General features: G+C 68.9%; 11 protein-coding genes. 4 read left to right on the top strand and 7 right to left on the bottom strand.

All coding sequences use genetic code 11. The annotated features are described in order from the left end of the window. Positions 1-203: 203 nt before the first annotated feature. Positions 204-767: a G/U mismatch-specific DNA glycosylase gene (gene mug / locus ACFQ9K_RS16015; RefSeq protein ID WP_378723775.1), complete on the top strand. Its 564-nt coding sequence runs from the start codon at positions 204-206 to the stop codon at positions 765-767. 107 nt (positions 768-874) lie between these two features. Beyond that, entirely contained in the window at positions 875-3,634 is a 2,760-nt protein-coding gene (locus ACFQ9K_RS16020; protein ID WP_378723777.1) for a TIR domain-containing protein, read from the top strand. 152 nt (positions 3,635-3,786) lie between these two features. Here ACFQ9K_RS16020 and ACFQ9K_RS16025 read toward each other — a convergent pair whose 3' ends face one another. After that, positions 3,787-4,482: a hypothetical protein gene (locus ACFQ9K_RS16025; protein ID WP_378723779.1), complete on the bottom strand. Its 696-nt coding sequence runs from the start codon at positions 4,480-4,482 to the stop codon at positions 3,787-3,789. 156 nt (positions 4,483-4,638) lie between these two features. On the opposite strand from ACFQ9K_RS16025, the gene ACFQ9K_RS16030 reads away from it, so the two are divergent. After that, positions 4,639-5,520, top strand: coding sequence for a DUF4231 domain-containing protein (locus tag ACFQ9K_RS16030; protein WP_378723782.1), 882 nt, complete (start codon positions 4,639-4,641; stop codon positions 5,518-5,520). 119 nt (positions 5,521-5,639) lie between these two features. On the opposite strand, the gene ACFQ9K_RS16035 is transcribed toward ACFQ9K_RS16030, so the two are convergent. After that, a complete protein-coding gene (locus ACFQ9K_RS16035; RefSeq protein ID WP_378723784.1) occupies positions 5,640-6,512 on the bottom strand; it encodes an endo alpha-1,4 polygalactosaminidase in 873 nt (290 codons plus the stop codon). A 222-nt stretch (positions 6,513-6,734) separates the two neighbouring features. Here ACFQ9K_RS16035 and galE point away from each other — a divergent pair, with 222 nt between their 5' ends. Then, positions 6,735-7,727, top strand: a complete 993-nt coding sequence (gene galE / locus ACFQ9K_RS16040) for a UDP-glucose 4-epimerase GalE (RefSeq protein ID WP_378983258.1) — start codon at positions 6,735-6,737, stop codon at positions 7,725-7,727. A gap of 26 nt (positions 7,728-7,753) precedes the next feature. Here galE and ACFQ9K_RS16045 read toward each other — a convergent pair whose 3' ends face one another. The 5 genes from ACFQ9K_RS16045 to ACFQ9K_RS16065 form a co-directional block, all read right to left on the bottom strand. Continuing rightward, entirely contained in the window at positions 7,754-8,446 is a 693-nt protein-coding gene (locus ACFQ9K_RS16045; RefSeq protein WP_378717864.1) for a DUF4232 domain-containing protein, read from the bottom strand. Between the two features lie 226 nt (positions 8,447-8,672). Continuing rightward, positions 8,673-9,812, bottom strand: a complete 1,140-nt coding sequence (locus ACFQ9K_RS16050) for an aminotransferase class V-fold PLP-dependent enzyme (RefSeq protein ID WP_378717863.1) — start codon at positions 9,810-9,812, stop codon at positions 8,673-8,675. Further along, the gene (locus tag ACFQ9K_RS16055; RefSeq protein WP_378717868.1) at positions 9,809-10,564 is read right to left on the bottom strand and encodes an amino acid ABC transporter ATP-binding protein; all 756 of its coding nucleotides are present in this window, start codon (positions 10,562-10,564) and stop codon (positions 9,809-9,811) included. The genes ACFQ9K_RS16050 and ACFQ9K_RS16055 overlap by 4 nt, the downstream gene beginning before the upstream one ends. Positions 10,565-10,629: 65 nt before the next feature. Continuing rightward, entirely contained in the window at positions 10,630-11,571 is a 942-nt protein-coding gene (locus ACFQ9K_RS16060; protein WP_378717862.1) for an amino acid ABC transporter permease, read from the bottom strand. Continuing rightward, positions 11,561-12,505, bottom strand: coding sequence for an ABC transporter substrate-binding protein (locus tag ACFQ9K_RS16065; protein ID WP_378717860.1), 945 nt, complete (start codon positions 12,503-12,505; stop codon positions 11,561-11,563). The genes ACFQ9K_RS16060 and ACFQ9K_RS16065 overlap by 11 nt, the downstream gene beginning before the upstream one ends. Positions 12,506-12,521: the final 16 nt, after the last annotated feature.

Consider the following 12,521-nt stretch of genomic DNA (forward strand, 5'->3'; position numbering starts at 1 on the left):
CGCACGATATTGCGCGCGCCTTGATGATTCGGCGGAGCGCGCGCCGGAGCGCGCGTATTTCTGTACCTCAATTGTGCGATGCGTCGGTCGCTGATATTGGGGTAGTCGATATGGTCCGCTGAATGAAAAATGGCTTGACCAATGTGCGGTGGCGCGCGGTGGCCGGGTGCCTCCGGCCCTGCGGCACCGGGCAGACTGGGGGGATGGTTTCTGGTTCGTCAGCTCGGCCGTCGCCCGCGGATCTCGCCGCGGCGCAGGACAAGACAGTTCCGGATGTGATCGGACCCGGCTTGCGGGTGCTGTTCTGCGGAATCAATCCGGGCCTGTGGTCCGGGGCGACCGGACATCACTTCGCGCGCCCCGGGAACCGGTTCTGGCCTGCCCTGCACCGGTCCGGCTTCACCCCCCGCCAGCTGCGGCCGGACGAACAGGAGGAACTGCTCGGTCTTGGCCTGGGGATCACGAACGTGGCCGCGCGCACGACCGCCAAAGCCGAGGAGCTGACCGCCGACGAACTGCGCGCAGGCGGACGCGCCCTGGTCGATCGGGTCGAGCAGTACCGGCCCCGGGTCCTGGCCGTGCTCGGTATCGGCGCCTATCGCACGGCTTTCGGTCGTCCGCGCACCACCGTCGGCCCCCAGCCCGAGCGGATCGGCGACAGCGCGGTCTGGGTGCTGCCCAACCCCAGCGGGCTCAACGCCCACTACACACTCGACGCCCTCGCCGCGGAATTCCGCGCGGTGCGGGAAATGGCCGAAACCGGCTGACCTCCGCGCGGCCCGAGGAACCCGTTGTCGTCCAACGATTTCGAATACGAGCCGCGGGAGCGAGCGATAATTTATATTGTGCGGGCAGCACTACCGAGGGAGTGCGAGTGGCCGCTGACGATATCGACGTGTTCATCTCGTACAGTCATGCCGCCGACGGCGAGCTCTCGCCCGGACTGCAGCGGGCGCTGGAAAGACTTGCCCGACCGTGGTATCGACCGCGCGCGCTGCGCGTCTTCCGGGATCAGACGGATCTGGCCGCCGCCGACGATCTCGGCCGGGAAATCCGAAACGCTCTCGACCGCTCGCGCTACTTTCTCCTGCTCGCCGCTCCGCGCGCGGCGACGTCGCCGTGGGTCCGCGAAGAAATCGCATTCTGGAAGCAGCACAAGGAACGAAGCACCTTTCTCATCGCGGTCACCGACGGAATCGTGCAGTGGGACAAGGAGTCCGGCGATTTCGATTGGCCGGCAACGACGGCGTTGCCCCGGGATGAACTGCGCGGATACTTCGACCGGGAACCGCTGTGGGTCGACCTGCACCGCAACAGATATCGAAAACCGAAGTTGCGTGACCGGGCATTCAAAGACGAGGTCGCGACACTCGCCGCGCGGGTGCACGGCAAGGACAAGCGCGACCTCGTCAAGTACGACAGCCGCCAGCACCGATTCGTCTTCGCCGCACTGGCTATCCTGCTCGTCTCGGCTCTGGTCGCCGGCCTCGGATTTCTGGTGGAACGCACCAGTGCCCGCGAACGCCAAGACCTTTCGACAACTCGCCAGCTGATCGACGAGTCGCGGACCCTGGCCGGCCCGAACCCGGAGCTGTCCCGTCTGCTCGCCGTCGCCGCGACGAAGTTGAACGTGCGCACGGAGCGCGCCAACGCTGAGGCGGCACTGCGAGCGGCACTGCTGAACCGCGGTCTGCACGTGCTGCCCGCCCACACCGACGCCGTCGTAGCGGTGGCATTCAGTCCGAACGGCGCCGTCCTGGCCACCGGCGGCGCGGACCGAACCGCACGGTTGTGGGACGCGGTGACCGGCAGGCCGCGCGGTGAGCCGCTCGTCGGCCACACCGGTTCGGTCCGGTCGGTCGTGTTCAGCCAGGACAGCACGACCCTCGCCACCGCCGGTGACGACGGGTCGGTGCGATTGTGGGATGCGGACACCGGACATCTGCGCGTCGGCCCGTTGACGGGACACAAGTCGGTGGCGGCAGTGGCCTTCAGCCCGGATGGCCGAACGCTCGCGACCGGCGACGGCGCCGACGGGTCGGTGCGGTTGTGGGACACGGGCACCGGGGAACCGAAAGGCGCGCCACTGGCCGCCCACCGGGACTCCGTGCTGGCGGTGGCCTTCACCGGGGCGGGCCGGACGCTCGTCTCCGCGGGTGGAGACGACACCCTGCGACTGTGGGACGCGGCCGGCGGGGAGCCCCGCGGTGCCCCGCTGGCCGGCGATGTCGGACGGGCGTGGTCGGTGGAGTTCAGCCGGGACGGTGCGGCCGTGGCCAGCGGTTTCGCCGACGGGTCGGTTCGACTGTGGGACTCGATGACCGGGGTCTCGCGCGGCCGGCTGTCGACCGGAAACATCGGCCTGACGCAGGTGGCCACGTTCAGTCCGGACGGCTCCACCGTGGCGACCGGCGGGTCCGGTGACGGGTCGGTTCAATTGTGGGAGGCCGCGACCGGGCAGGCACGCGGTAAACCGTTGCGTGGTCACGTCGGTTCGGTCCGGTCGATGGCCTTCGGCCGGGGTGGCGCGACGCTCGCTACCGGCGGTGGTGACGGTTCGGTCCGGTTGTGGGACACCGCCACCGGGCAGCCGCGTGGTGGACCGCTGTCCGGGCACGCCGGTCCGGTTCGGTCGGTGGCGTTCGGTCCGGACGGCGCGACCCTCGCCACGGGCGGAAACGACCGAACCGTCCGGCTGTGGGCGGCGGACACCGGAAAGCCGAAGGGACACAAGCTGATCGGCCACACCGGCGAAGTCTGGTCGGTGGCGTTCAACCGGGACGGCGGCACCCTCGCCAGTGCCGGGGGAGACGACAGCACGGTGCGATTGTGGAACACGGTCACCCAGGAGCCACGCGGCGACCCGCTGACCGGCCACCTCGGCCGGGTCGGTGCCGTCGCGTTCAGTCCGGACGGCACTCTGGTCGCCGCCGGAGGCGGTTTCGACGGGGCGGTGCGGTTGTGGAACGCGGTGACCGGCGATCCGCGCGGCGATCCGCTGACCGGGCATCGAGGTCCCATCGGATCGGTGGCGTTCAGCCCGGACGGCGCCACGCTCGCCAGTGCCGGTGGGGTCGACGGGACGGTGCGATTGTGGGACGTCGCGACGAGAACGCCGCGCGGTGAGCCACTGATCGGTCATACCGGCCCGGTCTGGTCGGTGGCGTTCAGTCCGGACGGCACCACGCTGGCCAGCGGCGGCGAAGACGGCACCGTCCGACTGTGGGACCCGGTCACCGGCCAGCCGCGTCGCGCGCCGATGCCCGACCACGTCAAACCGGTTCTGTCGGTGGCGTTCAGCCCCGACGGCGCCACCCTGGCCAGCGGTGGCGAGGACGGGGCCGTCCGAATGTGGGATGCGCGCACCGGCCAGCCGTACGGCGACCCCCTGACCGGCCACGCGAGCGGCCTGCTCGGCGTCCTCATGATCTGGTCGGTGGCATTCAGCCCGGACGGCAAAACATTGGCCACCGCCAGCAGCGACGCCACCGCCCGCCTGTGGGACATAGCCCTCTACACCGGAGACCTCGTGGCCAACGCCTGCCACCAAGCAGGCCGAGACCTGAGTCAGCAGGAGCGCAAGAAGTACCTCCCAGGCCACGAATCGCTGTCGATATGCCCGCAACAGCGGTAGACCCCGGTGTTCATTCGAACGGCGTACAGACCCTTCGGTGCGCCGCACGTAGGCTGATGAGCGCGGGGGCACCGCTGCGGAGATCCGCCCTCGGTCAATGTAATCGGTTACGGCGCTTGCGGATTCGGGCCTCTTTGCCTACCCGAGGTCAATCACGTGAGCAGCCGTTCGATCGTGTCCGTTATCGCGTCATAGTCGGTCAGTGGGATGATGTGGGTGAGTGGGGATTTCGCGATCTCGGCGGCCGGGGCGGATGCGGTGCCGCCGGTGCGTGCCCGCGCGATCTCGTCGGCTGTGCGACCCGAACCGTTCAGGACTATTACCGGGTGGCCGGCCGACAGGCTGTTGCGTGCGTCGCGCAGAGTGATGGCGCCGCCGTTGATCAACAGCGTCACCGACCGGTGTTCGGCCGAGATCACTTGTGCGGCAAGGGTGAGCCACGGCGATTCGTCACCCCACTCGTGGCCGGGGACGAGGATCAGATGGGTGTGGGACTCTTCGATGGCGGCTGTACCGGCTTCCGGCTCGGTTCCCGGCAGCGCCACGGTGCCTGCGGCGGCGACACCGATCAGGGGGAAGCTCGCTCGCGTCCGGGTGCGTACCTCGCCGAGCAGTCGCATGACACCCGCGTCGGTCCCGCCGTCCATGACGACGGCCCCGCACCGATCCAGCACTGGCGCAAGCCGAGTCAGCAACAGCGTGATCGATGTCGAAACGGCCCCGTCGCTCATACCGGCCGCGCCGCCGACCACGACGAGCACCGGGCGGCCGCGCGGAATGCCGCGTGCCGCGAAGGTCTCGGCGAGATCCGTGGTGGCGTCGACACGAATCGTCTCGGGCCCAGCCATATGCCTTCCTTACCCGAACGAATGGTCGCAGGTCGCCAGCCTATCGCGAAAGGGCCGCCCGTCCCGGCGACGAGCCGACCCGACACGAACCGACAACGAGTGGCAGCACTGGAATGCACGGACCGAGCGCACCGTGCCGCAGCGTGAGGAGCCGACTTGACCGGGTTGAGCGATGACGAGTTGCCGGGGTTCTGGCGCAGCGCGGACGCCGCGTCGTTGCGTGGCCAGGCCCTGACCCTGCGGGTGAACGTCATCCGGCTGGGCGGTTCCGTCGCCGCGGCGATGGGTGGCGCGTTCAGCTGGTCCACCGGCACGGTCAATGTGTGGGCCATGGTGGCGCTGGCCGGCTTCGCCGCCGCGCTGATCGCCGAGGTCATCCTGATCAGCCAACGGCCAGAGCAGGATTGGTACTCCGGACGCGCGCTGGCCGAGTCGGCCAAGACCCTGGCGTGGCGGTACGCCGTCGGCGCGGACCCCTTCTTCCTGAGTCTCGGCGCCGAGGCCGCCCGCGCCGAGCTGCGCGCCAGGTTGGCGGGGATCGTGGAGAAGGTCGGCAGCCGCATCGCGATCGGGGCCGACGTTCCCGACGTCACCGACGCGATGACGACGCTGCGCAACGCTTCGTTCACCGAGCGCAAGACCGCCTACATCGAGGGGCGCACCAAGGACCAGCATCGCTGGTACGCGAGGAAGGCCGAGGACGCGAAGCGGAAAACGCTGATGTGGCAGGCGTTTCTCGTCGTCGCCGAGGTCGTCGGGCTGGTGCTGGCCGGTGCCCGCGCCTTCGATATCTGGGAGATGGATATCTCCGGCATCGTCGCGGCATGCATCGCCGCAGGCGCCGCCTGGGTCGGGCTCAAGCAATACTCGGCACTCACCACCGCCTACGCCACCGCCGCCAACGAATTGGCGCTACAGGTGGGCCGCCTGACCGACGTCACGGAGGCGGAATGGCCGCAGGCCGTGGCCGACGCCGAGGAAGCCATCAGCCGCGAACACACCATGTGGCTCGCCACACACGCCGCCAACCTCTTGTGAATCGCCGATCACGCCAACGCCGCGTCGAGGTGCTCGGTCAACGTTGTGGCGGTGGGGTATTCGAACACTGTCGTAGTCGCGTATCGCGGACGCGCGTGGGCACGCCTGCCCGCACGCGGTCAGCAATGCCGGTAGAGGTGTCCGGGGGTGCCGCCCGGCACGAGTTTGCGGTCTCGCAGGATGGTGGTGGCCGCGCGTGCCGGGTCGGTGCAGACCCGGTCGAACGGGGTGCCGAGGTTGTCCGGGTATTCGATATCGATGACTAGGTCTCCGTAGACGTTTCGGTAGCCGTCGCACTCCTTGAACTGGAAGCACTCTTCGGTGACGGCGAAGTCGAATCCGGCTCGGGCCTTGGCGCGGGCGCTCAGTTCCGCGGCGTTCTTCTGGCCGGCGGCGAGCTGGGCTTCGTGGGCCGCCTCGACCAGCAGGGCGGCGAGGCCGAGATTCGTCTCCGGGGTGAGCTGGCCGTGGGAGCGGCTGTAGGAGTCGAGGTTGTCGAATTCGACGGCGTGGAACCCTGCGTCGCGGCACTGCCGAATGATCGGTGACAAGATGTCGGCCAGTCGACGGCGTTTCGTCTCGGTCGAGGTGTCCAGGATCAGTTCGTCGGGCCAGTCGGGATCGACTAGCGGACTGCCGGAGGCGTCGGCCAGGACGAGATCGCGGCGTTCGGCCAGCCACCGGTCGCGCTCGGCGGGCTGGGTCTGAAAGCCATTGATATAGCAGATGTTGTAGAGACCGGGCGCCGGCTGCGCGGTGCTATCCCGCGCGACCACTTCGACTCCGGCGGGTGGCGGGTAGGCCCCACCGAGCTGGTAGTCCGCGATCGCCCGCGCAGGCGGAACCCGCACACCCGCCGCCACCGCCGCACTCGGCGGTGCGATCACCGCCTCGTCATCACCGTCTGTCCCGCACCCCATCGTCCCGGCAACCGCGGTCACGACAACCGCCGTCACCACGGAGCGCACCAGCGCCCGTCCGGCACAGCCCATGTGAAACCTCCCTACCCATCCCGGCCCGAGGCGCCCCGATCCAGGGTCGGCAGCGCACCATCCGGCCTGCCAGCATGCCTGAGCCGACCGCGTCGGTCATACGGAGGCACCCGCCGCCGGCCCAGCCGCGGCGCCTGCCCGTGCTGGGTTGGTGTGGTTGCGGGAGAAGTATCGTCGCCAGGGCCATTGTTTGAACCGCTACTCTCGGAGGATTCGACCACTGTGAAGTTGCTCGTTACCGGCGGGGCCGGGTATATCGGTTCGGTTGTTGCCCATCAGCTTGTCGAGGCCGGGCACGAGGTAGACATCATCGACAATCTGTCCACCGGGTTCGCCGCCAATCTTCCTCCGGGGGCTCGGTTTCACGAGATGTCGGTGCATCAGGTGGCGGATGTGCTGACCCCGGCCGCTCGGTTCGACGGGGTGTTGCACTTCGCGGCCAGCATCGAGGTCGCCGAATCGGTGGTCGATCCGGACAAATACTGGCACAACAACATCGAGGGTTCGCTCGCTCTGCTGCGCGCGATCCGGGCCGCGGGCGTGCCGCGGCTGATCTTCTCCAGTACGGGGTCGATGTATACCGGCGACGGCACCACCGCGTTCGACGAGACCGCCGAGGTCCGCCCCCGAAACCCATACGCCGCAACCAAAGCGACCGTCGACCAGCTCATCACCGGCGCCTGCGGTGCCTCGGCGACGCTCGGTGCGGCCACGCTGCGCTACTTCAACGCCGCGGGCGCCGTCCGTGCGAGCAACGGGGCACACCTGGGCGAGCGCCACGACCCGGAATCGCACCTCATCCCGATCCTGCTCCAGGCCGCCGGCGGGCAGCGCGACACCTTCACCCTCTTCGGCACCGACTACCCGACCCCCGACGGCACCTGCATCCGCGACTACATTCACGTCTCCGATCTCGCCGCCGCGCACCTGCTCGCCCTCGACGCCGTCGCGCCCGGCCGCCACGACATCTTCAATCTCGGTAACGGGCAAGGACATTCGAACCGGCAGGTCCTCGACACCGTCCGCGCCGTCACCGGCGTCGACTTCCCTGTCCGCGTCGAAGCCCGCCGACCCGGCGACCCCGCCGTATCGATCGCCGCCAGCGCTAAAGCGCACCGCGAACTCGGCTGGAAACCCCAACGCCCCGACCTGACCGACATCGTCGCCGACGCCTGGCAGTTCCACCAGGCGGTGGTCGGGTCAGCGGTCGCCTAGAAGTCGCGACCGCTGACCGCGAGTGCCTACAGCGGTGTGATCGCTCGGACGACGAGCATGTGCTGAGGGCTCGGGCAGATCAGGTTGTCCCAAGGCAGCCACAGGGATTCGGTGTTGTCCGGCGGGTAGACGCGCAGGGTGTCGGTGCGCAGGGCCGCGCACTCGTTGATCTGCTTGGGATAGGAGATGAACTCGAATTGCGCGGCGCCGCCGGGTGCCAGCGTGACCGGGACCGGCTTCGGTGCCTGCGGGCCCTGATCCCGGGTGGCGGGCTCACCGACCGGTTCGCCGGTGGGGCCGTTGGTTTGGGAGACGCCCGGGAACCCTTGCAGGACACAGGTTCGCGAGGTGGAGTTGATGAACCGCAGGAACCAGGTCCCGCCCACCTGCCCGCCGACGCCCTTGTCCAAGCGGAGTTGGGCGGTCACGCACTTCGGCGGCGCGGCATCGACGGGCGGCGCCGGTTCCGCGACAACGGTTCTGGTCGCGGGCACGTCGGGCACGGCGGGGGCGCCGGGGACACCGGGCGCGGCGGTCGCCTCGGGCACGCTGCCGCCGGGCTCACTCGTGCGCCCCGGCTGGGTGGACGGCTCGGTTTGCGCTGAGGGCAGCGGGGTTCGGGTGGGCGCCGGTCCCGGCGTCGAGTTCGAGTCGCACCCGCCCACGGTGATGACGACGCCCGCCGCTAAGCCGGCGACCAGCAGTGCTGTGATCCGCATGAGATCCCCTCCAGTTTTGTGCCGCAACCATTCGGTATGCAAGCTGCACATCGAGGTGCGCGACTCGCCGTTACGTCCCGCGTCGGCACGGATTCGGGTAATCGGCGGCGAATCAACGCAGTTCGCCTGGAAGTTGCCCGAAACCCGCTGCTCCGGCCACCTTCGGGCGAAGTGTTAACGCGACATCGCGCCGACCGTGCCCCAGGAAGTGGGGGCCGTCAACCGATCACCACGACCCCTGCCGAGGCGACTCCCGGATCGTGGCGGCGACCGCGTCGATTGCGGCGTAGGTGGTGGTCGCGTGGACCGACAGCCGCACGGCCCCGGCGTGCACGGTGGCGGTGACGCCGCCGGCGGCCAGCCGCTTGCCCAGCTGTGCCGGTGGGAGATCGGGAAGGGCGAAGGAGAGGATCCCGGCCCGGTGCGCGGGGTCGAGTGCCGAGCGGATCACCGGGTCGAGGGGGAGGAGCGCTGCGTGCAGCGCGTCGAGGCGTTCGCCGATCCGGTGTTCGATCCAGGCCGGGCCGACGGATTCGACCAGTTCGAGCGCGGCGGCGAAGGCGGCGTGATCGACCGGGCTGAGATTGGTGAGGGAGAATCGCGCGGCACCGGGCGCCTGCGGGTGGATCAGCCCGTCATAGTGGGTGGGATCCACGGCGCCGGTCCATCCCGACAACAGCGGATCGACCCGTTCCAGCGCCCGGTCCGACAGCGCGAGAAATCCGGTGCCCCAGCCGGCCCGCAGCCATTTCTGCCCGCCGACCACGAGGATGTCGCACACCTCCCACGGCTGGGTGGTCACCCCGAATCCCTGGATGCCGTCGACGATCAGCAGCCGCTCGCCGATGACCTCCCGGATACCGGCCAGATCGGCGCGATAGCCGGTGGCGAAGTCGACGGCACTGATCGACACCGCCGTGGTGTCCGGCCGCAATTCCGCACCGATGACCTCCGGCGTCATCCGCCCGCCGGGCGGCGCGATCACCCGCAGCCGGAACCGACCGGCCTGGGCCGCGCGCGCCCACGGATAGTGGTTCGCCGGAAAGTCGTTGCCGCTCACCAGAACCTCGCCGGCCGAGGGTCCGGGCGGGATGGCGAAGGCCGCCTGGAACAGTCCGGTCGAGGTGTTCGGAATCAGCACCACCGACGAAGCCGCGAAGCCGGACAGCCGCGCCACGGCACGGACCGCTCGATCGGTCGCGCCCATCAGCTCGTCGACCGTATCCGGGCCCGCCGTCGCGCCGGACCGCATCGCGGCGGCGCTCACCGCGACCACGGCCCGCGACGGCGGACCGTACCGCGCGAAATCGAGATAGCCCGTGGTTTCACCGAATTGGGCCAGGTACGCGGCGCGCGGATCGGTCACTGGTGCACCCGAGCCAGGAACTGCCGGGTACGGCTGTGCGTCGGATTGCCGATGACCTGTTCCGGCGAGCCCATCTCGACGACGACCCCCTGATCGATGAACACCACCTGATCCGCCACCTCCCGCGCGAAGGACATCTCGTGGGTCACCACGATCATGGTCATGCCCGCCCTGGCGAGTTCGGTCATCACGCTGAGCACCTCGCCGACCAGCTCCGGATCGAGCGCGCTGGTCGGCTCGTCGAACAGAATCAGCTTGGGCCGCATGGCCAATGCCCTGGCGATCGCCACCCGCTGCTGCTGTCCGCCGGAGAGGCGGCCGGGGTACTCGTCGACCTTGTCGGCTAGACCCACGCGGTCGAGCAGGTCCTTCCCCTGCTGCCGCGCCTGCGCCGACGGCGTGCCCTTGACCCGGACCGGTCCCTCGATCACGTTCTCCAGCGCCGTGCGATTCGGGAACAGGTTGAACCGCTGGAACACCATGGCGATCTGGGCGCGTTGCTTGGCGATCTCGCGCTCGCGCAGCTCGTGCAGCCTGCCGCCGCGCAACCGGAACCCGATCGGGTCGCCATCGACCCAGATCTCCCCGGAATCCATCGACTCCAGGTGGTTGATGCAGCGCAGGAAGGTGCTCTTGCCCGCGCCGGACGGGCCGAGCAGCACGACGACCTGACCTCGACGGACGACGAGATCGATACCCTTCAGCACCTCGACGTCGCCGAACCGTTTGCGCACCGACACGGCTCTGACCAGTACGTCGGGATCTTCCCGCGTGGCCGCGCCCTGGGACGGCCCGGCCGCGCCCGGTGTTCGTTCGATCATGGGGTGGTCCTGACCATCGGAGGGGTGCCGAGGGATCGTCCGATCCGCCGCCACGGTGTTCGGTTGCCAGTGGACCGGTCCGACGCCGAGTAGCGGCGTTCGAGGAAGTACTGGCCGACGCTGGCCACGCTGACCACGACCATGTACCAGATCGCGACCGTGAACAGCGTCTCCATCGGATTCAGGCTGTGCGAGGTCAGGTTCTGGGCCGCCTTGATCAACTCCAGGTATCCGATGACCGACGCCATCGACGTGCCCTTGAGCATGTTGATGAAGTCGTTGCCGGTCGGCGGGATGATCACGCGCATGGCCTGCGGCAGAATCACCCGCCGCAGCACCGTGGCCGGCGGCATCCCGATCGACTGGGCGGCCTCGACCTGCCCCTTGTCCACGCTGTTCAGTCCGGCGCGCACGATCTCGGCCATGTAGGCGCTTTCGTTCAGCCCGAGCCCGAGCAGTGCGGCGACGAAGACGGTCATCAGGACATTGGCCGACTGGTCGAGCACGGTGACGTCGACGAACGGGATCATGATCGTGATGCGCGGAAAGATGAACGCGAGATTGAACCACAGCAGGATCTGCAGCAGGACCGGCAATCCGCGGAACAGCCAGATGTAACCGCTGGCGAACCAGCGCGCGACCGGATTGCGGGAGGCGCGCAGCAGCGCGATCACCACGCCGAGCACGATCGCCCCCGCCTGCGCGACGACGGCCAGGAGAATCGTATTGACCAGGCCCTCCAGGACGATGGGCTCGGTCAGCAGCGCCGGGATGGACGCGTAGTCGATCTGGCCTTGCGACATCGCGTAGCCGAGCGCACCGAGCAGAACCAGGATCAGCGCGCCGGATAGCCATCGGCCCCAGTGCCGGAGGGGGACCTTCGGCAGCAGGGCGACCGCGGCTTCCGCGCCGCGGATCGCCGGAGTCTCAGCCTGCATTGACGGTTACCTGCTGGAGCGCACCCGAGCTGATCTGCCAGGCGGTGAGGATCTTGGTGTAGGTCCCGTCGTCGACGAGGGATTGCAGTGCCTTCTGCAGCGCCTGGGTCAGCGCCCTGTTCTCCTTGGCCAGACCGATCCCGTACGGCCCGCCGTTGAGTGGCGCCTGATCGACCGTCTCGAAGAACTTTCCGTCGCCCGCGGTACGGGAGATATACGCCGCGGACGGCAGGTCGTTGAGGATCACCGCGATGCGGCCGGAGCGCAACTGCTGCTGGTTCTGCGCGTCGCTGCTGGTGTCGGTGACGGTGAGGGCAGGCTTGCCCGCCGCCGTACATTTCGCGCTCTGCGACTTGGCGAACTCCTGCTGGCTGGTTCCGGTCACCACCGCGATGGCCTTGCCGCACAGGTCATCCACCGTGCGGATCTTCTCGGGGTTGCCTTTGGCCACCATCATGGTGATGCCCGAGGTGAAGTAGTCCACGAAGTCGATCTTCTGCTGGCGCTCCTTCGTGTCGTTCATGCCCGCGATGGTCGCGTCGATGCGCCCGGTCTGCAGACTGGTGATCAGCGAGTCGAAGGACATGTCGCTGTAGGCGACGCCGAGACCGAGCTTCTTCGCGGCGGCCGTGATGAGGTCGACCTCGAATCCGACGGCCTGCTTGCCGTCCGCGCCGTAGAAGTTGTTCGGCGGCGACTGCACGTTCGAGCCGACCGACAGGGTGCCCTTGCCCTTGATCGCCGCGGGCACCTCGCCGGCCAGCGCCGGATCGCTCTGCACGGCGTTCACGATCGCGGAGTTGTCCGGGATCGCCGATCCGCCACCGTCCGAGCCCGCGGTGGACTCGCCGCCGCGGCAGCCCGTGGCCAAGAGGACGCCGGCCAGGACGACCAGGGTTGAGTAGCGGCGCAGGCGCGCCGTCCGGTGGGTCACGGGATCTCCTTTGATC

Source organism: Nocardia sp. NPDC056564 (assembly GCF_042793755.1).
Taxonomy (GTDB): domain Bacteria; phylum Actinomycetota; class Actinomycetes; order Mycobacteriales; family Mycobacteriaceae; genus Nocardia.

Bases quoted from the DNA above. Each gene is read 5' to 3' on its own strand.
- mug (WP_378723775.1), top strand. From the start codon at position 204: ATGGTTTCTGGTTCGTCAGCTCGGCCGTCGCCCGCGGATCTCGCCGCG.
- ACFQ9K_RS16025 (WP_378723779.1), bottom strand. From the start codon at position 4,482: ATGGCTGGGCCCGAGACGATTCGTGTCGACGCCACCACGGATCTCGCC.
- ACFQ9K_RS16035 (WP_378723784.1), bottom strand. From the start codon at position 6,512: ATGGGCTGTGCCGGACGGGCGCTGGTGCGCTCCGTGGTGACGGCGGTT.
- ACFQ9K_RS16045 (WP_378717864.1), bottom strand. From the start codon at position 8,446: ATGCGGATCACAGCACTGCTGGTCGCCGGCTTAGCGGCGGGCGTCGTC.
- ACFQ9K_RS16060 (WP_378717862.1), bottom strand. From the start codon at position 11,571: ATGCAGGCTGAGACTCCGGCGATCCGCGGCGCGGAAGCCGCGGTCGCC.